The following is a 21,754-nucleotide window of genomic DNA, read 5'->3' as shown; positions in this document are numbered from 1 at the left end:
GCGCGTCCCAGGAAGTACATCGCGACCACGCCGAGCACCACGGCGGCGACGAGCGGGACCGAGCTCAGCCACAGCCAGCGGTGCTGCGGGGTGTCGTGCTCGGCGAGCCACACGGGGTCCTCGGGACGCGCGCGGCGCGGACGATGCCGAGCGTCGTCGCACCCAGGAACAGGACGCAGCCGACGACGAGCGCGACAGGCGCCCGCACCGTGAACGCCGCCGCGGTGAGCAGGAGCGTCGGGAGCACGACGAGCAGCACGGCGACGACCATCGCGACGACCAGCGCAGAGACCAGCACAGAGACCAGCAGCCGGCGCGCGCGGGACCGCACCACCGCGCGCAGCACACGCTCGCCGTGCCGCAGGAGCAGCGCCGTCGCGCCGGTCGCCAGGAGCGCCGAGCACAGCATCCCCCAGGTCAGCACGGCGTCCTCGCCGCGACCGAGCGCGGACGCGCCCTCGAACAGCACGATCACGCCGACGATCTGCGCCGCGCTCTGCAGGACGTCGACGCCCCGGGCGTCCTGCCCGTCACCGGGCTCCACCGGCAGCGCGAGCGAGCGCGCGTAGTCGACGGGGTCGCCGAAGGCCGCCGCGGCGGCCTCACCGGTCGCGACGACGTGCACCTCGACGTCGGACAGCACGCGGGCGATGTCGGTGCCGTCGACGCCGAGCACCCTCAGCTCGACCAGCACGTCCTGGGCCCACTGCGGGTCGACGTGCGGCGCGAGCGCCCGCTCGACCGCGAACCGGCGCGCGCCACGCGCGTGGTCGGTCCTCGCCAACTCCTCACCCCCCTCGGTGGTGCGTCCCTCGCGCGGGACGCACCACGACCCCAGCCTGGCCGAACCCGCCGTCAGCGGGAAGAGCCCTCGGCCTCGTCGAGCCCGAGGAACGTCCGCAGCGCGGGCACGCCGTGCAGCACGACGTCGGGCCGCTGCTCCGGCCCGCGGCCCGCCCAGGCCGCGCGGTGCATGACGTAGCGCAGCGACCGCGCGGGTGCGCCCTCGCGTGCGACGAGCGACTCGCCGTTGGCCTCGTAGCCGAGCCTGCGGGTGACGCCGTTCGACGGGCCGTTGTCCGCGAACGCGGACGTCGTCGCACGCTCGGCGTCGAGGCCCTCGAACAGCAGGTGCAGGATCGCCAGCCGCATGCGCGTCCCCACGCCGCGGCCGTGGTGCCGCAGGCCGAGCCACGAGCCGGTCTCGGCCTCGCGCGTGACCGCGAAGTCCTGCGCGTACAGACCCTGGATGCCGAGCACCTCGCCGTCGCGCAGCACCGCGAGTTCGAGCGACCACTTCTCGCGCGAGAACGACCCGCGCAGCCCCCACTGGTGCTGCAGGATCGAGCGCCGCACCTCCTCGGGGGTGCCGCGGGTCCAGGAGCGCGTGAACGGCATCGTCGCGGGGTCGTGGATCCCCTCGCCGCCGAGCGCGGCGAGCCGGGTGAGCAGCTCGTCGTCCAGGTACCGCAGCTCCAGGTCGCCGCACTGCACGCGCACGCCCGCGGGGGCCACATCTCGACGAGGTCCATCGCCCCACCCAACCGACCCCGGCACCCCGGCGGCAAGAGCATTCTGGCCCGCCCACCTGCGCCCGGACAGGTCGGCGCCGGACACGGCGAGGGCCGGCACCCGTGGTGGGGTGCCGGCCCTCGCCGGTGCGGTGCAGCGTCAGCTGCAGGCCGTGCCGTTGACGGTGAACGTCGTCGGGCTCGGGTTCTGGCCGTTGTGCGTGCCCTGGAAGCCGATCTCGGTGCTCGCGCCCGGGGCCAGCGTCGCGTTCCACGACTGCCCGGTCGCGGTCACGGTCGTCCCCGACTGCGCCCACGTCGCGCTCCAGCCGCTGGACAGCTTCTGGCCCGCGGTCAGGTCGAACGCGAGCGACCACGTCAGGGGCGACGTGCCGGTGTTCGCGACCTTGATCGAGGCGGTGAAGCCGGTGTTCCAGCTGTTGGGCGTGTACGTGACCTTGCACGTGCCCGGGGGCGTCGTCGTCTCCTCGAGCGTCCGGAACGTGACGGCCGTGGAGGCGGCGGACGTGTTGCCCGCGGCGTCGACCGCGCGCACCGCGTACGAGTACGAGGTGTCGGGCGTCAGCCCCGTGAGCGTGAACGACGGCGTGGTGGGCGAGCCGACGAGCGTGCTCGTCGTGCCGGACACCCGCAGCACCTCGTACTTCGCGACGCCGGAGCCGGAGTCGGTCGACGCGGCCCAGGTGAGCAGCGCGCCGGTCGTCGTGACCGCGGTCGCCGCGGGCGTGCCCGGGACGGTCGGTGCGGTCGTGTCGGCCGGAGCGGTCGTCGTCGTGAACGTGACCGACGGCGACGACGCCGAGACGTTGCCCGCGGCGTCACGCGCCTTGACGGAGTACGTGTACGCCGTGCCCGCGGTCAGGCCCGTGAGCGACGTCGTCGCGGCCGTCGGGGAGGCGACGAGCGTGCTCGTCGTGCCCTGGACGCGGTAGACGTCGTAGCCCACGACGCCCGTGTCGTCGCTCGACGCGGGCCAGGTGAGCGTCGCGCTGGTCGACGTCACGGCCGAGGCGACCGGCAGGCCGGGCGCCGTGGGTGCCGTGGTGTCGTCCGGCACCTGGGTGCCCGTGGGCTCGGTGCCCCAGATGAGCGTGGTGCCGTCGTACATCGTGATGTTCTTCGTCTTGGCGAGGCCCGTCTGGGTCAGGCCGGTGAACGACGGGTCGTCGGTCGCGTCCCACCCGGCCGGGCCGGTGAGGCGGAACTGGATCTCGCGGCGGTGCTGCGACTGGCCGCCCGGGTGGATGTTCTGGCCGACGCACGACAGCTCGACGTACGCCAGGTCGCCGCCCGCGGAGACGCCCTTGCCGGACTGCGGACCGCACTCGGAGTAGTTGGCCGCGAGCGTCACGTCGGACGCGGCGAAGCCGTCGGTGCGGAACCAGTAGCGCAGCTTGCCGTTGGTGAGCGACCGTGCCGGGAACGCCGACTGGTTGCGGATCATGGCCTTGACCTCGGTGAACGTGCTTCCGGGGGCCTGGTTGAGCTGCGCCTCGACGAAGATCTCGTCACCGTCGGGCGTCTCGGCCACGGGGAAGTTCGTCAGCGCCGTGCCGCCGTACCGGTCCACCAGGTAGGCGAGCGCCGAGGTGAAGCCGGCGTTGTAGTCGGTCGCGACCTCGTTGGCGACGTAGTCCTGCCGGTCGTCCTTGTACGCGTCGTTGGCCGCGGACGGTCCGCCGACGAGCGCGCCGTACAGCACGTGGCGCGAGGCGGCGGGCGTCGTGATCGAGTCGAGCCACGAGCCGTGCGCGGTGCGGTGGTGCGGCATCGTCGGCGGGTTGGTGCCGAAGCCCACGACGTACGACGACTTGCGCGGGTTGTCGCCCAGCGCGTAGTTGATCTGCTTGACGCCGAAGTCCTGGTAGCGGGCCTTGCGCGTCGAGTCGGTGATCCAGTCGGAGTAGACGAGCGCGACGAACGAGGTGTTCGCGGCGTACCGCAGCGCGCCCCACGAGTCGAGCACGGCCATGCCGCCCGGCGAGTAGGCGATCCGCTGCCCCTCGGCGCCGACGGTCCAGTAGTCGAGCCAGCGGTTCGCGTCGTCGACGTACTTCTGCTTGCCGGTCTCCATGGCGAGCAGCGCGTACGTCGCGAACTGCTTGTTGTCCCACGCGACGGTCCACTTGAAGGACTTCGTCGTCGACTGGTTCTCGGTGCCGAGCTTGTCGTACTCGGCCTCCGCCTTGGCGAGGTACGTCGCGTCACCCGTGGCCTTGTACAGCCAGTACGCGCCCCAGACGAGCTCGTCCTGGTAGCCCGACCACGACTTGTAGTACGCCTGCGCGTCCTTGACGCAGTCGGAGTACGCGCCGCGGTACGTGTCCGCGAACGAGTACAGCTGCTTGGCGTGCGTGACGAGCGTCGCCGCGTACGACGGGTCGGAGTCCGCGAAGACGAGCGACGACGACGCCATCGCGGCGGCCGTCTCGGCCGCGGCGTCGGAGCCCGGGCAGGACGCGGTGATCTTGTACGCCGGGCGGGCCATCGTCATGACCTCGGCCGGGCCCCACCACTTGTGGTCGGCCTCGCCGCCGCCCACCTGCACGTACAGCTCGTTGGGCTTGGTGTGGGCCTTGATGAAGTAGTCGTTGACCCACTTCAGGTTGCCCTTGAGCTCGTCGAGCTGACCCGACTTGGTGTAGCCGGCGGGGGACTCGACGGCGCCCCACGCGAGCATCGTGGTCGTGAAGGCCATGGGGAAGCCGAACTTCACGTGGTCACCCGCGTCGTACCAGCCGCCCGTGAGGTCGACGCCGACGTCGGAGCCGTCCGACATGCCGGAGTCGCCGCGCCAGGAGACGGGGTAGTTCGCCGGCAGGTCGCCGGACGCCTGGGCCTGGTAGAAGAACATCGACTTCTGCAGGGCCTCCGCGTAGTTGTACGCGGGGGCGGCGCTCGCGGACGTCGCCAGGGGGACGACGAGCGCGCTCGCCGCGACGGCGAGGCTCAGACCGGCGGCGAGGCGGGTGCGCCCGCGGCCGCGGTGGGTGCCGGTGACCCGGCGGGATGGATAGGGGGACTGGGTTCGGCGACGCATGGCTCCTCTTCCCGACGCGCGGACACTGGCGGTCGCGGCCGAGACGTCGCCCCGGTGCGACACGCCAGGCGAATCGTCGGATCGGGGGACGAACCACCACAACGAACTAAACGATTCATCGCCGAGCGTCCCCCGCACGCACGACGAGGCCCGGCGCACCGTGACGGTGGCCGGGCCCCGAGGAGTCGTGCGTCGGGCTCGTGCGTCAGGCTCGAGCCTCAGCGGGTGCGGCTCACACCTCGCCGCCGGCGGGCTCGTCGGTCGTCGGCTTCTTCGGTGCCGCGCGCCGCGTCGCCTTGCGCGCCGTGCCGGCCGCCGCGTCCTTGGCCTCGCCGAGCTTCTCGCCCAGCTCCTCCTTGGCCTCGGAGAACTTCTCCCCGAGCTCCTCCTTGGCCTCGGCGATGCTGTGGCCGGCCTTGCTCGCGGCGTCGCGGCCCTTGGCGACGGCCGCACCGGCCGCCTCGCCCAGCGCGTCCGCGGCGTCACCCGCGGCGTCGGCCGTGCGCTCGCGGAGCGTGTCGCCGTGCGCGGCGGGCGCGCTCGACGAGCCGAGCCCGTCGGTCGGCTCCCACGGCTCGGCCCACGGGTCGGTGGTGTCCTGCGACCGCTTCCACGCGGCGAACGCGGCACCGAGCCCGACGAGGCCCAGGAGCGTCCAGAACACCTTCGCCCCGGTGTGCTTCTTCTCCTTCTTGGCCGCCGCGGCGGCCGCAGCGCTCGCGACGCCGGCCGCGGCCTTCGCCGACGCGGCGTCGACCGCCTTCTCCGCGGCCGCGCCCGCCCGCTCGGCGGCGTCGTTGACGGCCTGCACGAGCCGCGGCAGGACCTCGTCCACGAGCTTGTCGTGCGCGGTGTCGATGGCCGGGGAGACCTTCTCGGCGGCCTGCTCGACCTTGGGTGCCGCGGCCTTCACGCTCTCCTTGTACAGGTGGTCGACGCGCGGCAGCAGCCAGTCGACGAAGGCCTCGACGCGCGGCGCGGTCCACTCCTTGGCGAGGACGGCCGCGTCCGCGGCCTTCGACGCCGCCGTCGAGCTCGCGTCCTTGAGCGTGCCCGCCGCGGCCTTGGCCTGGTCGGCTGCCAGACCTGCCTGCTTCTTGAGCTGCTCGGTGTCGACCTCGATGTTGGGCCGGCTCTTCAAAGGCATGTCCACTCCCCACGGGTCCGGGTGCTGACCTCCCACTCTGCCACCGCGAGGGCGCGCGTGCAGCGGACCGGCGACGAGTGCCGTGCCAGACTTGGCCGCATGTTCGCGACCCTGCACACGACGGCCGGTGACATCCGGATCGAGCTCTACCCCAACCACGCACCCACGACCGTGGCGAACTTCGTCGGCCTGGCGAAGGGCACCAAGGAGTGGACGGACCCGGCGACGGGTGCCAAGCGCACCGACTCCCTCTACGCGGGAACGGTGTTCCACCGCGTCATCGAGGGCTTCATGATCCAGGGCGGTGACCCGCTCGGCACGGGCCGCGGCGGCCCGGGCTACAACTTCGACGACGAGATCCACCCGGAGCTCGGCTTCTCGGAGCCCTACCTGCTGGCCATGGCGAACGCCGGCAAGCGCCTCGACCCGGTCACGGGCAAGGTCGGCGGCACCAACGGCTCGCAGTTCTTCATCTCGGTGGCCCCGACCACGTGGCTCAACGGCAAGCACACGATCTTCGGCAAGGTCGCCGACGACGCGAGCCGCGCCGTGGTCGACGCGATCGCGACGAGCCCCACGCGTCCCGGTGACCGCCCGGTGCAGGACGTCGTGATCGAGTCGGTCGAGATCGAGGACTGACGCTGAGCGAGCAGCCAGAGCAGCCACCGGTCTGCCCGCGCCACCCGGACCGCGTCGCGTACGTGCGGTGCCAGCGGTGCGGGCGGCCGGTGTGCCCCGACTGCCAGCGTCCCGCGGCCGTCGGCGTGCAGTGCGTCGACTGCGTGCGGGACGCCGCGTCGACGCAGCGCACCGCGCGCACGCAGTTCGGCGGCGTGGTGCGCCCGGGCATCCGGCCCGTCGTGACGCTCACGATCATCGCGGTGTGCGTCGTCGCGTTCATCGCGCAACGGACGGTCCCCGACTTCACGAACCGTTGGTACTACTCGCCGTTCTGGGGCCACGAGGAGCCGTGGCGCTTCCTCACGGCCGCGTTCCTGCACTCCGAGGGCTCGTTCTTCCACATCCTGCTCAACATGGTCGCGCTGTGGGCCGTCGGCCCGTACCTCGAGCTGCAGCTCGGCCGCGCGCGGTACGTGACGCTCTACCTGCTGAGCGCGCTCGGCGGGTCGGTCGTGGTGCTGCTGTCCGCCGCGTTGGGCTGGTCGAGCTGGTACGGCGGGGTGGTGGGCGCGTCCGGGGCGATCTTCGGGCTGTTCGGGGCCGCGTTCGTCGTCATGTGGCGGTCGGGCCATCCCGCGCAGAGCATCCTCGGGATCATCGCGGTCAACATGGTGTTCAGCTTCGTGGTGCCCGGGATCTCCTGGCAGGGGCACCTGGGCGGGCTCGTCGTCGGCGCGCTCGTGGCCGCCGGGTACGCGTTCGCGCCCCGGGACCGCCGCCGCCTCGTCGCGGTCGCGCTGCCCGTGGTGACGCTCGTTCTGCTCGTCGCGGTGACGACGTGGGCGTACGGGCAGGCGCCGGCGGAGGTCCGCGAGCTGTGGACACTGCCGCGTGACGTCCTGTGGACGGCGTTCTTCGGCCAGGGCTGACGACCGCCGTGGCGCGCCTGCGGACGAGTCACACGGGTGGAACTACACGCGTGTAGTTATCCACAGCTGTGTCCACCGCTGGGGATGACGGGCGTGGTCCCGGATCCGTCGTCAGGACGCGACGAGAGACGACGAGAGGCGCCGACCCCGGTCCGGGGCGGCGCCTCTCGTACGTGCGGCGGCGTCAGGGGCGCGCGTCAGCGCCAGCGCGTCGTCATGCTGAAGCCGGCGATGATCAGCGCTGCGCCGACCGCGAGGTTCCAGCTCCCGATCGGCAGGGGGAGGTCCGCGCCGTTCGTCGAGCGGGCGATGTAGAACGTCACGATCCACACCAGGCCCACGAGCATCAGCCCCAGCATCACGGGGACCCACCAGCGCGGGCTGGGCTTGGGCGCGGCCTTCGCCGGCGGCGGCGTGTACGTGGCCTTCTTGCGCGACTTCGACTCGGGCACCGAGATCTCCTGCTCTGCGACGAGGGACGCACCCGCGGATGCGTACCCCCACCGGGTGGGGTCGGACGGGGCCTGCGCACGGGGCCGGGCTCGGCGGCCCACGGGGGACCGGGATCGAGACCAGGCCGAAACCGGACGGTCGGCACCATCGCCTAGCGTAGTGGGCGACAATACCGTGCCGGCGCGGACCGTCGGCCAGCAGGACACCAGCAGCACGCCGGCCCCGGCGACGTCCGGGGCGCAGCCCGAGGGAGGAGCGCGTGATCGAGCGCACGCACCGCGCGAACCGTCGCGTCGCGCGCGGCACCGCCTCGGTGACGATCGTGCTCGCGCTGTCCGGTGCGCTGTTCGCCGCGAACGCCAAGTTCGCGCGCGCGTCCGACGCCGAGCGCCACCCCCAGGACCTGCGCGAGCTCGCGATCGCCGAGGTCGACCGCGTCGCGGGGCTCACGTCCGAGGTCGACGCGCTGCGCGGCCAGGTGGACGCGCTCACCGAGTCGGCCGCGGCCGCCGCGGGCACCGAGATCGCCGACCCGCCGACCGCGTTCCGTGTCGAGTCGGGCGTCCTGCCCGTCGCCGGTCCCGGGCTCACCGTCACGCTCGACGACGCCCCGCAGGACCAGCCGGGCCTCGAGGACATCAGCCCCGACGTGCTCGTCGTGCACCAGCAGGACATCCAGGCCGTCATGAACGCGCTGTGGGCCGGCGGCGCCGAGGCGATGTCGCTCATGGACCAGCGGGTCATCTCGACCAGCGCGTTCCGCTGCGTCGGCAACGTGCTGCGCCTGCAGGGGCAGGTGTACTCACCGCCCTACGTCATCCGCGCCGTGGGCGACCCCGACCTCCTGCGCGCCGCTCTTGCCGACTCGCCCGAGGTCACCGCGTACCGTGCCGACGCGGCGTCGGTCGGCCTCGGCTGGTCGGTCGAGGCCGACGACGATCTGCTGATCGACGCGTACTCCGGCCCCACCGACCTGCGGCACGCAACGGTGCCCGAGGGCACGGAGGTGCTGCCCGGTCTCGACGAGGCCGCCGCGTCCGTGGCCGAGCAGAAGGTCACGTCCCTCCGCGGCACCGCCGGCACCGACGGGTCCGGCACCCGGGCGGCCGAGAGCGGGGGACCCACGCCCGGATGACCACACCGACCCATGTCCGCGCACGTCGCCGACCCTCGCGCGGTGCGCGCGTGGCGTACGGCGCGCTCGGCGTGCTGGGCGAGCTGCTCATCACCGCCGGTGTGCTCGTCCTCGCGTTCCTGGTCTGGCAGCTGTGGTGGACGGACGTCGAGGGCAACCGGGCGCAGGCCGAGGTGGTCCGGGAGCTGCCGCGCGTCGAGGTGCCCACGCCCGCGCCCAGCGCGCCCGGCGGACCGCTCGTCGCGAGCCCCCGGCGCGACGACCCGCCCGTCATGGCCGAGGTCCCGCACGCGACCACGTTCGCGACGATCCAGGTGCCGCGCTGGGACGGCGAGCCGGAGCGTCCCGTGAGCGAGGGCGTCGACCGGGCGACGGTGCTCGACGTCCTGGGCGTCGGCCACTACCCGGGGACCGCGATGCCGGGCGGTGTGGGCAACCTCGCGCTCGCCGCGCACCGCACCACGTTCGCCAAGCCGTTCAACCGGATCGCGGAGCTGCGGGAGGGTGACGCGCTCGTCGTGCGCACGGCGACCGTCGACGGCGGCCCCGGCTCGGACACCTGGTACGTGTACCGCGTGACGTCGTGGCAGGTCGTGCGCCCGTCGCAGACCGAGGTCATCGCGCCCGTGCCGGACCGGCCCGGCGAGTCGCCCACCGAGCGCTTCATCACCCTGACGACGTGCCACCCGATGTTCTCCGCGCGCGAGCGGTACGTGGTGCACGGCGTGCTCGACTACTGGGCCCCGGTCGCGGACGGCACGCCCGCCGAGCTGCTCGGGGACGCATGATGAATGCCCGCGACGTGCCGGCCGACGGGAGGCGATGATGTACGCATGGCTCTGGCGGCACCTGCCCGGGCCGGCCGCGGTGCGCGTGCTGGTGCTCGCGGTGCTCGCGGTGGCGGTGCTCGCGGCCTGCTTCGTGTGGGTCTTCCCGGCGGTCGCGCCGTACATGCCCTTCAACGACACCACGGTGGGTGAGTGACGATGACCCGGATTCTCGTGATCGACAACTACGACTCGTTCGTCTACACGATCGTCGGGTACCTCGACCAGCTCGGCGCGCAGACCGTCGTCGTGCGCAACGACGCGGTGCCGCCGCTCGAGGAGCGCACCGGGTTCGACGGCGTGCTCGTGTCGCCCGGGCCCGGGACGCCGGCCGAGGCGGGCCGCAGCATGGACGTCATCCGCGAGTGCGCGGCGACCGGCACCCCGATGCTGGGGGTGTGCCTCGGGCACCAGGCCCTCGGGGAGGTGTTCGGCGGGACCGTCACGCACGCGCCCGAGCTCATGCACGGCAAGACGAGCGAGGTCACGCACGACGGTGTGGGCGTGCTCGCGGACCTGCCGAGCCCGTTCACCGCGACGCGCTACCACTCGCTCGCGGTGGTCGACGGGACGGTGTCCGACGAGCTCGTGGTCACCGCGCGCACGGGCGACGTGATCATGGGCCTGCAGCACCGCACGCTGCCGCTGTACGGCGTCCAGTTCCACCCCGAGTCGGTGCTGACGGAGGGCGGTCACCGGCTCCTCGCGAACTGGCTGGAGCTGTGCGGCGACGAGCAGGCCGTCGCCCGGTCGGCGGGTCTGCACCCGCTCGTGCGCCTCTAGCCCCGGGCCCGCGTGCGGGCCGGCCCGTCATCGACTGCCGGGGCCGGCCCCCGCGAGTCAGCCGTCCTTGCTGCCCCGGCTGTTGCCGCCGCCGTTGCCGGGACCCGGCGACTGCGTGTCGCCCGGGTCCGGCTGCTGCGTCTGCTCCGGCGGGCCGGACGAGACGTAGATGACGATCAGGTCGTCGAGCTGCAGCTCGGTGCCCGGGCCCGGCTCGGTCCACAGGACGCTGTCGCGCTCCTCGTCGGACGCCTGCTCCTCACGACGGATGTTCGAGAAGCCGAGCGCGCCGAGCGCCTGCGTCGCCTCCGAGAACGTCATGTCGTTGATGTTGTCCGGGATGCGCGCCGTCTCCGGGGCCACGGCGACCTGGATGGTCACCTGCGTGCCCTGCGGCACCAGGCCCGCGGGACGGTCCTGCTCGAACACCTTGCCGGCCTCGTGCTCGGTCGTCGTGACCTTGTTGACCGTCGCGACGAGCTTGAGCTCGGCGAGCTTGGCGAGCGCGTCCTTCTCGCTCATGCCGACCAGGTCGGGCAGGTCGACGTTGCCCGTGGAGACGTACAGCGTCACCGAGCTGCCCGCCTTGACCTGCTCACCCGCGGGCGGGTCGGTCTTGGTGACCTGGCCCTTGGGGAAGCTCGGGTTGTTGTCCTCCTTGCGGTCCCCGTTGACCGTCAGGCCCTGGCCCTCCAGGACCTGCTCGGCCTGCGACTCGGTCCGCCCGGAGACGTCCTCGACCTCGACCGAGTCGGGCCCGGAGGACACGACGTAGTCGACGACGCTCTCGAGCTCCACCTCGGTGCCCTCGGCGGGGTTCGAGCTGATGACCTGGCCCGCGGGCACCGTGGTCGAGCCCTCCTGGGTGCGCTGGCCCGGTACCAGGTCGGCAGCCTGGAGCGCGGCCACGGCCTCGTCCTCGGTCAGCCCGACGACGGTCGGCACGGCCACGGTCTTCGGGTCGTCCGAGCCGGAGTTGGCGACGAGCAGCGCGACGATCCCGGCGACGGCGAGCACGGCGATCCCCACGAGCACCCAGATGAGCCAGGGCCGCTTGTTCTCGTCGTCGTCCTCGTCGGAGCCGGCCGCGGCGAGGTCGTTGCCGATGCCGGTCGAGCCCCAGGGCGTCGCGGGCGGGAACGCCTGCGTCGGGGCGATGGTCGTCGCGGTCGGGGACATCACCTGCGTGGCGTCGGTCGCGGGGACGGCCGACACCGCGGCCATGCCGACCGGGGGAGCGCTGACGACGCCGCCGCGCAGCACGGCCTCGAGGTCGGCGCGGAACTCCGCGGCGTTCGAGTAGCGGGCGTCGCGGTCCTTGGTGAGCGCCTTCATGGTGATGCGGTCGAGCGACTCGGGCACGTCGGACGCGAACGAGCTCGGCACGGGCGCGGCCTCGCGCACGTGCTGGTACGCCACCGACACGAGCGAGTCGCCCGTGAACGGCGGCCGCCCCGTGAGCAGCTCGAACAGCAGGCAGCCCGTGGAGTACAGGTCGGAGCGAGCGTCGACCTGCTCGCCGCGCGCCTGCTCGGGCGACAGGTACTGCGCGGTGCCGATCACGGCCTGCGTGGCCGTCATGGTCGCCGCGGAGTCGGCGACGGCGCGCGCGATGCCGAAGTCCATGACCTTGACCGCGCCCGTGGGCGTGAGCATGACGTTCGCGGGCTTGATGTCGCGGTGCACGATGCCCGCGTGGTGCGAGTACTCGAGCGCGGAGAGCACGCCGATCGTGATCTCGACGGCCTCCTCGATCGGCACCGCGGACCCGTCGCGCAGGATGTCGCGGACCGTGTGGCCCTCGACGTACTCCATGACGATGAACGGCACGTGCGCGACGACGCCCGTCGGCTCGGTGACGATGTCCTCGCCCGTGTCGTACACGGCGACGATCGCCGGGTGGTTCAGCGCGGCGGCGGCCTGCGCCTCGCGGCGGAACCGGTTCTGGAACGACGGGTCGCGGGCCAGGTCGGAGCGCAGGATCTTGATCGCGACCGTCCGGCCCAGCCGCGTGTCGTGGCCGATGTGCACCTCGGCCATGCCGCCGCGGCCGATGAGCTCACCGACCTCGTACCGGCCGGCGAGGAGGCGGGGTCCGCTGTCCACCACTAGGCGTCCTTCACTTCCGTCTGGGGTCCCTGGTCGACGCGCGCAGGGCTGACATCCGGGCCGATCATCCCACCTGGTGGGGCCTGAGCGACGGACGTCCAGGTCACGATACGGGCGAGAGCGGCACCGGAGGGTGCGGAGTCCGCCTTGGTGAGCTGTCCGGCGAGCGCCGCGCCGAGCAGCGCGCCGAGCAGGAGGACGAGCGCGAGCAGCGGCCAGCTCATCCGGCCGAACCGGCCGAGCCGGGGTCCGGACCCCTGGAGCGTGCCCCGTCCGGTGGCCGGCGGGCGCGGCGGCACCGAGTCCGGGCGCAGGTCGCGCCGCGGGGGGTAGGAGGGCGGCTGCGCGCCGGACCCCGCGGGTGCGGCGGTGCCGGGAGTGGCGGTGCCGGGAGTGGCGGTGCCGGGAGTGGCAGGGCCGGGAGTGGCAGGGCCGGGCGGTGGCGGGGTGCCCGGCGGCACGCCGACGGGGGTCGGCGCACGCGGAGGCGTGAGCGGCCGCGGGGTGGGCCGGGACACGATCACGGGCACACCGCCCGCGGGGGTGCGCGGCAGCAGCCGGTCGAGCTCGCGCGCGAGCGCGGCGCCCGAGGTCGGCCGCTGCGCGGGGTCCTTCGACAGCAGGCGCACGACGAGGTCGGCGAGCTTCGGGTCGACCGCCTTGGGCAGCGGCGGGACGGGCGTGTTGACGTGCGCGACCGCGATGTCCACCGCGGTGGGGCCGGTGAACGGGCGGTGCCCGACGAGCGACTCGTACGCGATGATCCCCAGCGAGTACAGGTCCGACAACGGGGTCGCCGGGCGCCCCACGGCCTGCTCGGGCGACAGGTACTGCGCGGTGCCCATGACCATGCCCGTGGCCGTCATGGTCATCTGGTTGCGCGCGAGCGAGACGCCGAAGTCGGTGATCTTCACGCGCCCGCCGCGGCCCAGCAGGATGTTGCCCGGCTTGACGTCACGGTGCACCACGCCGGCCTCGTGCGCGGCGTGCAGCCCCCGCGCGGTCTGGGCGAGTATCGGCAGGAGCCGACGCACGGGCAGCACGGGTTCGCGCTCGAGCAGGTCGGACAGCGGCTCGCCGGTGACGAGCTCCATGACCAGGTACGACGAGCCGTCCTGCTCGCCGTAGTCGAACAGCTGCGCGATGTTCGCGTGCGACAGCGCCGCGGAGTTGCGCGCCTCGGTGCGGAACCGCTCGAGGAAGCCCTGGTCCCCCGCGAACTCCTCCTTGAGCACCTTGACCGCCACGGGCCGCGCGAGCGACTCGTCGTACCCCTCCCACACCTCGCCCATGCCGCCGACGGCGATCTGCCGCACCAGCCGGTAGCGGTTGCCGAGCGCCTGGCCCGCCGTGGTCCTCATGACGCCGTCCTCATGAGCCGAGCACCGCCTGGATGACGGCCCTCGCGATCGGCGCGGCCACCCGCCCGCCCGTCGCCTCGGAACCGGCCGAGCCGCCGTGCTCGACGAGGACCGCGACGGCCACCTGCGGGTCGTCCGCCGGGGCGAAGGCGGTGAACCACGCGTGCGGCGCGGCGTCGTCGGAGGTCTGCGCGGTGCCGGTCTTGCCCGCGACCTGCACCCCGGGGATCTGCGCGGAGGTGCCCGAGCCGTTCGCGACGACGCCGACCATCATGTCCGTGAGCTGCGCCGCGGTGCCGGGCGAGACCGCCGTCGACAGCACCTCGGGCTTCGTCTGCGACACGACCGACAGGTTCGCGGCCCGGACCCGCTCGACGACGTACGGGCGCATGACCTTGCCGTCGTTCGCGATGCCCGCGGACACCATCGCCATCTGCAGCGGGGTCGCGGCGACGTCGAACTGCCCGATCGCGGACTGCGCGGTCTGCGGCGCGTTCGCCTCCGCGGGGAACCGGCTCGCCGTCACGGACATCGGGATCGTGAGCGACGCGTCGTCGAACCCGAACCGCTCGGCCTGCTCCCGCAGCGCGTCGTCACCCAGGTCCATGCCGAGCTGCGCGAACGCCGTGTTGCAGGAGACGCGCAGCGCGTCGGCGAGCGTGATCGGGTTCGCGCCGCACCCTCCGCCGCCGAAGTTGCCGATCGTCGCGCTCGTCTGCGGCAGGTCCAGCCGCACCGGGGCGGGCAGCGTGCTCGACGCGTCGTACTCGCCGCTCTCGAGCGCGGCCGCGGCCGTGACCAGCTTGAACGTCGAGCCCGGCGGGTAGATCTCGAGCGTCGCGTTGGAGCGCAGCGGGTTGCCGTCGGCCGCCGCGAGCTCGGCGTAGGCGGTATTGGCGGCGGACACGTCGTGCGACGCGAGCGCGTTCGGGTCGAAGCCCGGGGTCGAGACCATCGCCAGGATGCGGCCCGTGCTCGGCTCGATCGCGACCACCGCGCCCTGCTGGTCGCCCTGGCCCTCGAGCGCGGCCCGCTGCGCGGCCTCGACGATCGTCGTCTCCACGGCGGCGCCCTCGGGCTTGCGGCCGGTGACCAGGTCCCGCAGGCGGGAGAAGAACAGCTGGTCGCCGCGGCCGGTGAGCTGGTCGTTGGCGGCGCGCTCGAGCTGCGAGCTGCCGTGCACCACCGAGTAGAACCCCGTGACGGCGGAGTACAGCTCGCCGTCGGTGTACTCGCGCTGGTAGCCGAACGGGTCGTCGACCTTGACCGACCGCGCGACCGCGCCGCCCGCGACGACGATCGGCCCGCGCGCGTTGCCGAACTCGCGGTACAGCGTGCGCACGTTGCGCGAGTCGGCGTTGAGGTCGGGCGCCTGGACGAACTGCACCCACGTGGCCGAGCCCATGAGGGCCAGGAACATCACGAGCATCACGGTCGCCAGGTGGCGCAGGGGGGTGTTCACGCCAGGCCCCCGATCCGCTCGGTCGGGTGCTCGTCGTCGGGCTCGGCACCCACGCCCGCGCCCGTCCCCGGCGCACGGGTCGCGGAGGCGGCCGGGACGCGCGTCGGGCCCGCCTCGACCTCGCCTGGCAGCGGCTCGTCGGGACGCACGCCGCGCGCGGCCGGCGCGGGACGACGCGCGTCGTCGGACACGCGCAGCAGCAGGGCGACGATGATCCAGTTCGCGAGCAGGCTCGACCCGCCGTACGCGAGGAACGGCGTCGTCAGACCCGTCAGCGGGATGAGCCGCGTGACGCCGCCGACGACGACGAAGCACTGCCACGCCACGACGAACGCCAGACCGCCCGCGAGCAGCTTGCCGAACCCGTCGCGCACGCCGACCGCGGCGCGCATGCCGCGCTGCGTGAGCACCACGTACAGCATGAGGATCGCGAGCAGGCCCGTCAGGCCCAGCTCCTCGCCGAGCGACGGCACGATGAAGTCCGACTCGGCGTACGTCACCAGGTCGGGACGGCCCTGGCCCCATCCCGTGCCGAACAGACCGCCGCTCGCCATGCCGAACAACCCGCGCACGAGCTGGCCCGAGCCCCCGTACAGGCGGTCGAAGATCTCCGGGTCCATCGCGTGCAGCCACGCGTCGAACCGCGCCGCGACGTGGCTGAACACGCTGCTCGCGACCACCGCGCCGCCGACGAACATCAGCAGGCCGATGACGACCCAGCTCACGCGCTCGGTCGCGAGGTACAGCATCGCGACGAACAGGCCGAACAGCAGCAGCGACGTCCCGAGGTCCCGCTCGAACACGAGCACCGCGATCGAGCCGGCCCACACGACGAGGATCGGGCCGAGGTCCCGCGCGCGCGGCAGCTGCAGCCCCGCGAACCGCGGGCCGGCCAGCGCGAGCGTGTCGCGGTGCGTCACCAGGTACCCCGCGAAGAACACGGCCAGCGCGAGCTTGGCGAACTCCGCGGGCTGCATGCCGACCGAGCCCACGTTCACCCAGATCCGCGCGCCGTTGATCGACGTCCCCAGCACCGGCAGCAGCGGCAGGCCGAGCAGCACCAGACCGACGACCATCGCGGTGTAGGTGTAGCGGCGCAGCGTGCGGTGGTCGCGCAGGCAGACCAGGACGGCCGCGGCGAGCACCACCGAGATCGTGGTCCACAGCAGCTGGCGGCCCGCGAACCCGTGGTCCTTGCCCGCACCCTCGTACGCGACGTCGATCCGGTAGATCATCGCCAGCCCGATGCCGTTCAGCGCGACCGTCACCGGCAGGATCACCGGGTCCGCGAACGGTGCGCGCCAGCGCAGCACGAGGTGCATCCCGAGGGCGAGCGCCGCCAGCCCCGTGCCGTACCCCAGCACGTCGGCGGGGACCTCGTCGGACGTGCCCAGCCCGACCAGCGCGTACGCGCCGACGGCGAGCGCGAGCGCGAGCACCAGGAGCCCGAGCTCGACGCCCCGTCCGGCGCGCACGCGGTGCGGCTCGACGGTGGCCACCGCGCTCACCCCTGCTCGCCGGCGCCGGCCGCCTGCGTCGCGAGACGCGTGGACGTCGCAGTCGGCTCGCCGGTCGGGTCGGTCGCGGGCTGCGTGGGGTCGGGGGTGCGCGTCGGGCTCGGCTCGGCGGTCGTGCCCGGGTCGGGCTCGTCGTCGGCGTCCTCCAGCAGGACGATCTCGTCGACGAGCGTGCCGGCGGACGCGCGGTCGTCGGCGTGGATGGTCTGCACGACGCGCTCGCGGACGTACTGCGACGCGATGTCGTCGACCGCGATGCCGGTGCGCTCGACGACGGTCGACAGCGTCACGGGTCCGAGCGACTCGGGCACACCCCGGAAGATCGCGACCTCGTCGCCGTCCACGCCCACGAACCACTGCGTGCGGGTCCATGCGTAACCGCCGGCGACGAGCGCCACGACGACCGCGAGCACCCCCGCGCCCGCGACGAGCGTGCGGGTCCGGCGCGAGCGCGCTGGCTCGTCGCCGTCCTCGTCGTCGTCCTCGGCGGCGGGACGCGCGTCGTCCGCCGCGTCCCCGAGGTCCGCGTCGTCGTCCGGGTCGCCGTCGGGGCCGCTCCCGTCCGGTGCGTCGTCGTCCGCGGGCCGGGCGCCCGCCAGGCCCGCCTTCTGCGCGCGGGCCGCGGCCTGCGCGAGCCCCGCGGCGCGGGCCGCGGGCCCGTCGGCCGCGACCGTCGGGTCGTCCCGCGTCGTGGCGGCCGCGCCGACGACCTGCGGGGCCGTGCCGGGGGCCGCGCCGTCGGGCAGGTCGTCGAGCTCGACGACGTCGGCGATCACGACCGTGACGTTGTCACCGCCACCGCCGCGCAGCGCGAGCTGCACGAGCCGGTCCGCGCACGAGTCGATGTCCCCGAGCTCGCGCATCGTGGTCTCGATCGTCTCGGCGCTCACGAAGCCCGACAGTCCGTCGGAGCACAGCAGCCAGCGGTCCCCCGCGCGCGCCTCACGCACCGACAGGTCCGGCGTGAGGTCGGTGTCGAAGTCGCCCAGCACGCGCATGACGACCGAGCGCTGCGGGTGGTGCTCGGCCTCCTGCGGGGTGATCCGGCCGATGTCGACCAGGTGCTGCACGAACGTGTGGTCGGTGGTGACCTGGGTGAGCACGCCGTCGCGCAGCAGGTAGCCGCGCGAGTCGCCCAGGTGGACCATCGCGAGCTTGTTGCCCGCGCGCAGGATCGCCGTGACGGTCGTGCCCATGCCCGCGAGCTCGGGCTCGGCGCCCGAGCGGGCCTTGATCTCCTCACGCGCCTCGTCGAGCGCGGACTCGAGCTCGTCGAGCGCGTCGTCGGGCCCGTGGGACTCGTCGTCGAGCGGCGCGAACGTGGCCACCGCGACCGACGACGCGACGTCGCCGCCCGCGTGGCCGCCCATGCCGTCCGCGACCATGAGCAGGTGCGGGCCCGCGTACGCGGAGTCCTGGTTGTTGCTCCGCACGAGTCCCACGTCGGACCTGGCGGCGTAGCGCAGCGCGACCGTCATCCGCCCTACCCCTGCAGCTCGATCACGCTGCGGCCCACCCGGACCGACTGGCCGGGGGTGAGCGGCGTCGGGCCGGAGATCTTGTGGTCACCCGACTGGTCGTGCACGAACGTCCCGTTGGTGGAGCCCATGTCCTCGACGTACCAGGCGCCGCCCTGCGGGAAGATCCGCGCGTGGCGCGACGACGAGTAGTCGTCCTCGAGCACGAGCGTGCAGCCGGGCGCACGCCCGACGACGACCGCCGACTGCGTCAGGGGCAGGATCGTCCCGGTGAGCGGTCCCTGCGTCACGACGAGGCGAGCGCCGCGCTGGGCTCCGCGCTGCGCGCGCTGGCCGCGCGCCGAGCGCGGCGCGGTCACGGGCGTGGGCGCGGTCGGCGGGCCCGTGGTCGCGACGGCCGGGCCGGCGGCGGCCGGCACCGGGGCCGGCGCGCCCGTGCGCGAGCGGCGCTTGGTGATGCGGGTGCCGTACAGGTCGCGGCGCAGCACGGCGATGGACGAGAGCACGAGGACCCACAGCAGGGCCAGGTAGCCCAGCCGCAGCAGGGTGATGGTCAGCTCGCTCATCGTGTGGGCGTCACCGGCCGGTCACTCGTCGACGTCCTGGTCGCCACCCGTCCAGAACAGGATCCGCGTGCGGCCGATGGTCAGGGTGTTGCCGTCGAGCAGCGTCGCCGCGGGGACCTTGTGGCCCTCGACGAACAGCCCGTTGGTCGAGCCCATGTCGGTCGCGACGACCGAGTCGGGGCCCACCCGGATCTCGAGGTGTCGGCGGGAGACGCCGGGGTCGTCGACGATGATGTCGGCCTCCGAGCCACGGCCGATGACCGTGACGGGGCCGGTGAGCAGGTAGCGCTGGCCGTCGATGTCGAGCAGCGGGTGGCGCGGGCTCGGTGCGGCGCTCGTCGCGGGCGCGACGGCGCCGCGCACGGTCGCCGAGTGCACCTCGAAGCGACCGGCCTCGAGCTCGGTGTTCTCCGCGAAGCTCACGGTCACCGGGCCGACGAACGCGTAGCGCTGACCCGCGGCGTAGTCGGTCACGTTCGCCGCGAACTCGTCGGCGAGCGTCTCCGCACCCCAGGCCTCCACCTGGTCGTAGTCCGGGGTGGAGAGCTCGATCGTGAACTCGTTCGGCACGACGGTGCGGTCGCGCCCGACGACGGCGGCGCGCTCGTCGACCTCCCGGCGCAGCCGGCTGGCCATGTCGACGGGCTTGAGCTCGCTGCGGAACGTCTTCGCGAACACGTTGTTCACGGCTCGTTCGACCCCGTTCTCGAATCGGTCGAGGAAACCCAACACCCACCTCCTTCCGGCTCACTCGGCTCGCTCGGCGACCCGACCGCTCTCGTGGCGATCGGCGTCGGTCCGCCTCGATGGTATCCGCGCCCCGTCGTCGCACGTCGGCGCCGTGCGGGACGGACCCGCGACGGCGCCCGGCGCGACGGTGCGCGCACGCCCGGACGGGTCAGGACCGCTTCTGCTCGTCGAGGAACTCCTTGGCCTTGTCCACGACGTCGTCGACGGTCTTGTCGGCGTTGTCGTCGGTGCGCGACTTGACCACGTCCGCGGCCTTGTCGAGCGCGGCCTTCGCCTGCTCCTCGTGGCCCTCGAGGGCGCCCTTCGCCTTCGAGACCAGGTCGTCGAGACCCATGTCATGCCTCCTTCACGTTGACCTTCACGTCGACGCGCGCCCGACGAGGCGCGCGTGCTGCCCCCACTCTGGTGGCCCGACGCGTCCGTGGGTAGGACCGCCGCACGGTCAGTCTCGTCCCGCCGCACGTTCGGCGCACCCGAACCGCCACGAACCCGGGCGTGACGGGCTGGGGCGACACCGCGCGGCACCGTACGGCACGGTGCGGCACCGTGCGGATCCGCGTGGGCCCGGCGTGGACGGTGGCCCGTGTGGGTGGTGGGGTCCACCCTGGGGCATGGTGACCATCTCGTGCTCGTGCGGTGCCGTGACCACCTCCCGTCGCAACCCTCTGCGGGGGCTCCCGCTCGAGGAGCGGATGGAGACGGTGCGCACCGCGTACAGCGCGCACGACGGGTTCCTCACGCTCGAGGTGGACTGCTCGTGGCACCCGGGCGCGCACGACGAGGACGACGAGCCGGGCACCGGCTGCGTGGTGCTGGTCGACATGGACGCGCTCGACGCGTGCGAGGGCCTGCCCGACGACGAGCGGCGCGGCCTGACGGCGCTGCTGGGCATCTCGCACGTGCGCGGCCGGGTGCTGCCCGCACCCGTCGAGGTGGGGTCGGTGCGGTTCCGGGTGTCCCCGTCGTTCGGGTTCGACTCCGAGGTCACGTACGTCGTGCACGACGGCCCGACGACGCTGCTCGAGCTGACGTGCCCGTTCGGCGGCCGCGACGAGCTGCGCTCGCTCGTCGAGCTGTACCGCGCCCATGGCCCGGCCGCGGTGGTCCAGGTCGACGGCCTGGCGCCCCGGATCGGGCTCGCCGCGGCGGTCGCCGGGGTGACACGTGCTCGGACCCCGTCGGTCGCCTGACGGACACGTGTCTCGTCTTTCGGTTCTCCCTGCCAGAATCGTCCCGCCGTCCGCCTAAAAAAAGACGGATGGCCGGTATGCTTTGTCCGGTTGCGCGGGTATATTGCCGCTGCACCGACAGCAGGGAGGGCGACGTGGCGCAGCAGGCGCGCGCGGTGGCGACCAGGAATGCGATCGTCGAGGCGGCCGCGGCCGAGTTCATCGAGCACGGGTTCGCCGGCGCTAGCATCGCGGACATCGCGCAGCGCGCGGGCGCGACCAAGGGCGCGATGTACTTCCACTTCCGCTCCAAGGACCTGCTCGCGCAGGCCGTGATCGACCGGCAGCGCGAGCTCAACGACGAGCTGCAGGACAAGTTCGCCTCGAGCGACCTGTCCGCGCTCGCGATCCTCGTCTCCATGGTCCACGCGCTCGGCGACCTCATGCGCGACGACGTCGTGGCGCTCGCGGCCATGCGGCTCGCGGTCGAGGTCCCGGAGGGCGGCGACGACCGCGGCCCCACGTACGACGCGTGGGCGGCGCCCACCTCCGCCGTCATCAGCCACGCCATCGCGCAGGGCGACGTGCGCGACACGATCGACCCCGAGGTGCTGTCCCGGTTCCTGGTCGCGGCGTTCACGGGCGTCCAGACCGCGTCGTTCGCGTCCACGCGGCTCGAGGACCTCATGGACCGGCTCCACGAGATGTGGACCGTGCTCCTGCCGGGCATCGTCGCGCCCGGCCGCGAGCACGTGATCCCGGACATCCTGCAGCGGGCCTGACCGGGCAGGCGCACGCCACCCGGTCGTCCCGCACCCCTCCGTCGGTGAGCCGGGTCGTCCGTGAGCCCGGTCGTCGGTGAGCCCGGTCGTCGG

21 protein-coding genes are annotated in these 21,754 nt (G+C 73.4%); 8 read left to right on the top strand and 13 right to left on the bottom strand.

Annotated features, from left to right (window positions below; translation table 11 throughout):
• Window positions 1-64 precede the first annotated feature (64 nt).
• The 4 genes from CBP52_RS13730 to CBP52_RS13715 all read right to left on the bottom strand — a co-directional run bounded on the left by CBP52_RS13730 (window position 65) and on the right by CBP52_RS13715 (window position 5,719).
• Entirely contained in the window at window positions 65-784 is a 720-nt protein-coding gene (locus CBP52_RS13730; protein ID WP_094181426.1) for a hypothetical protein, read from the bottom strand.
• 71 nt (window positions 785-855) lie between these two features.
• Window positions 856-1,515: a GNAT family N-acetyltransferase gene (locus tag CBP52_RS13725; RefSeq protein ID WP_232514501.1), complete on the bottom strand. Its 660-nt coding sequence runs from the start codon at window positions 1,513-1,515 to the stop codon at window positions 856-858.
• A gap of 156 nt (window positions 1,516-1,671) precedes the next feature.
• Complete coding sequence (locus CBP52_RS13720) at window positions 1,672-4,572, bottom strand: glycoside hydrolase family 9 protein (RefSeq protein WP_094181424.1); 2,901 nt, start codon at window positions 4,570-4,572, stop codon at window positions 1,672-1,674.
• 232 nt (window positions 4,573-4,804) lie between these two features.
• Window positions 4,805-5,719: a hypothetical protein gene (locus tag CBP52_RS13715; RefSeq protein ID WP_094182392.1), complete on the bottom strand. Its 915-nt coding sequence runs from the start codon at window positions 5,717-5,719 to the stop codon at window positions 4,805-4,807.
• 99 nt (window positions 5,720-5,818) lie between these two features.
• Here CBP52_RS13715 and CBP52_RS13710 point away from each other — a divergent pair, with 99 nt between their 5' ends.
• Complete coding sequence (locus CBP52_RS13710; protein ID WP_094181423.1) at window positions 5,819-6,358, top strand: peptidylprolyl isomerase; 540 nt, start codon at window positions 5,819-5,821, stop codon at window positions 6,356-6,358.
• The gene (locus tag CBP52_RS13705) at window positions 6,355-7,269 is read left to right on the top strand and encodes a rhomboid family intramembrane serine protease (protein WP_198303612.1); all 915 of its coding nucleotides are present in this window, start codon (window positions 6,355-6,357) and stop codon (window positions 7,267-7,269) included. Before CBP52_RS13710 ends, CBP52_RS13705 begins: the two co-directional genes overlap by 4 nt.
• Before the next feature lie 197 nt (window positions 7,270-7,466).
• Here CBP52_RS13705 and CBP52_RS13700 read toward each other — a convergent pair whose 3' ends face one another.
• Window positions 7,467-7,721: a cell division protein CrgA gene (locus tag CBP52_RS13700; protein WP_094182391.1), complete on the bottom strand. Its 255-nt coding sequence runs from the start codon at window positions 7,719-7,721 to the stop codon at window positions 7,467-7,469.
• Window positions 7,722-7,981: 260 nt separating this feature from the next.
• Here CBP52_RS13700 and CBP52_RS13695 point away from each other — a divergent pair, with 260 nt between their 5' ends.
• The 4 genes from CBP52_RS13695 to CBP52_RS13685 are packed head-to-tail and all read left to right on the top strand — an operon-like array spanning window position 7,982 to window position 10,467.
• Window positions 7,982-8,857 carry a DUF881 domain-containing protein gene (locus CBP52_RS13695; RefSeq protein ID WP_094181421.1) on the top strand — a complete coding sequence of 292 codons (876 nt, stop codon included), beginning with the start codon at window positions 7,982-7,984 and terminating at the stop codon, window positions 8,855-8,857.
• Entirely contained in the window at window positions 8,854-9,645 is a 792-nt protein-coding gene (locus tag CBP52_RS13690) for a class E sortase (RefSeq protein WP_094181420.1), read from the top strand. The genes CBP52_RS13695 and CBP52_RS13690 overlap by 4 nt, the downstream gene beginning before the upstream one ends.
• Window positions 9,646-9,682: 37 nt before the next feature.
• Window positions 9,683-9,841 carry a hypothetical protein gene (locus CBP52_RS17655; RefSeq protein WP_166772060.1) on the top strand — a complete coding sequence of 53 codons (159 nt, stop codon included), beginning with the start codon at window positions 9,683-9,685 and terminating at the stop codon, window positions 9,839-9,841.
• Window positions 9,842-9,843: 2 nt separating this feature from the next.
• A complete protein-coding gene (locus tag CBP52_RS13685) occupies window positions 9,844-10,467 on the top strand; it encodes an aminodeoxychorismate/anthranilate synthase component II (RefSeq protein ID WP_094182390.1) in 624 nt (207 codons plus the stop codon).
• A gap of 57 nt (window positions 10,468-10,524) precedes the next feature.
• On the opposite strand, the gene pknB is transcribed toward CBP52_RS13685, so the two are convergent.
• The 8 genes from pknB to CBP52_RS13645 form a co-directional block, all read right to left on the bottom strand.
• Window positions 10,525-12,576, bottom strand: a complete 2,052-nt coding sequence (pknB, locus tag CBP52_RS13680) for a Stk1 family PASTA domain-containing Ser/Thr kinase (protein ID WP_094181419.1) — start codon at window positions 12,574-12,576, stop codon at window positions 10,525-10,527.
• Complete coding sequence (locus CBP52_RS13675; RefSeq protein WP_094181418.1) at window positions 12,576-13,937, bottom strand: serine/threonine-protein kinase; 1,362 nt, start codon at window positions 13,935-13,937, stop codon at window positions 12,576-12,578. Before CBP52_RS13675 ends, pknB begins: the two co-directional genes overlap by 1 nt.
• Window positions 13,938-13,947: 10 nt before the next feature.
• Entirely contained in the window at window positions 13,948-15,399 is a 1,452-nt protein-coding gene (locus CBP52_RS13670) for a penicillin-binding protein 2 (RefSeq protein ID WP_094181417.1), read from the bottom strand.
• Window positions 15,396-16,898, bottom strand: coding sequence for an FtsW/RodA/SpoVE family cell cycle protein (locus CBP52_RS13665; RefSeq protein ID WP_094182389.1), 1,503 nt, complete (start codon window positions 16,896-16,898; stop codon window positions 15,396-15,398). The genes CBP52_RS13670 and CBP52_RS13665 overlap by 4 nt, the downstream gene beginning before the upstream one ends.
• 5 nt (window positions 16,899-16,903) lie before the next feature.
• The gene (locus CBP52_RS13660) at window positions 16,904-18,394 is read right to left on the bottom strand and encodes a PP2C family serine/threonine-protein phosphatase (RefSeq protein WP_094181416.1); all 1,491 of its coding nucleotides are present in this window, start codon (window positions 18,392-18,394) and stop codon (window positions 16,904-16,906) included.
• A gap of 5 nt (window positions 18,395-18,399) precedes the next feature.
• Entirely contained in the window at window positions 18,400-18,960 is a 561-nt protein-coding gene (locus tag CBP52_RS13655) for an FHA domain-containing protein (protein WP_094181415.1), read from the bottom strand.
• A 21-nt stretch (window positions 18,961-18,981) separates the two neighbouring features.
• On the bottom strand, window positions 18,982-19,689 hold the full coding sequence (locus CBP52_RS13650; RefSeq protein ID WP_094181414.1) for a DUF3662 and FHA domain-containing protein: 708 nt from the start codon (window positions 19,687-19,689) through the stop codon (window positions 18,982-18,984).
• Window positions 19,690-19,858: 169 nt separating this feature from the next.
• Entirely contained in the window at window positions 19,859-20,044 is a 186-nt protein-coding gene (locus tag CBP52_RS13645) for an Rv0909 family putative TA system antitoxin (protein ID WP_094181413.1), read from the bottom strand.
• 277 nt (window positions 20,045-20,321) lie between these two features.
• On the opposite strand from CBP52_RS13645, the gene CBP52_RS13640 reads away from it, so the two are divergent.
• Window positions 20,322-20,900, top strand: a complete 579-nt coding sequence (locus tag CBP52_RS13640) for a hypothetical protein (protein WP_094181412.1) — start codon at window positions 20,322-20,324, stop codon at window positions 20,898-20,900.
• Window positions 20,901-21,034: 134 nt separating this feature from the next.
• The gene (locus CBP52_RS13635) at window positions 21,035-21,661 is read left to right on the top strand and encodes a ScbR family autoregulator-binding transcription factor (protein WP_198303461.1); all 627 of its coding nucleotides are present in this window, start codon (window positions 21,035-21,037) and stop codon (window positions 21,659-21,661) included.
• Window positions 21,662-21,754: the final 93 nt, after the last annotated feature.

The organism is Cellulomonas sp. PSBB021 (assembly GCF_002240455.1).
Classification (GTDB): domain Bacteria; phylum Actinomycetota; class Actinomycetes; order Actinomycetales; family Cellulomonadaceae; genus Cellulomonas; species Cellulomonas uda.
Note: the sequence above shows the minus strand (reverse complement) of the source record. Positions and strands in the feature narration are given on the sequence as shown.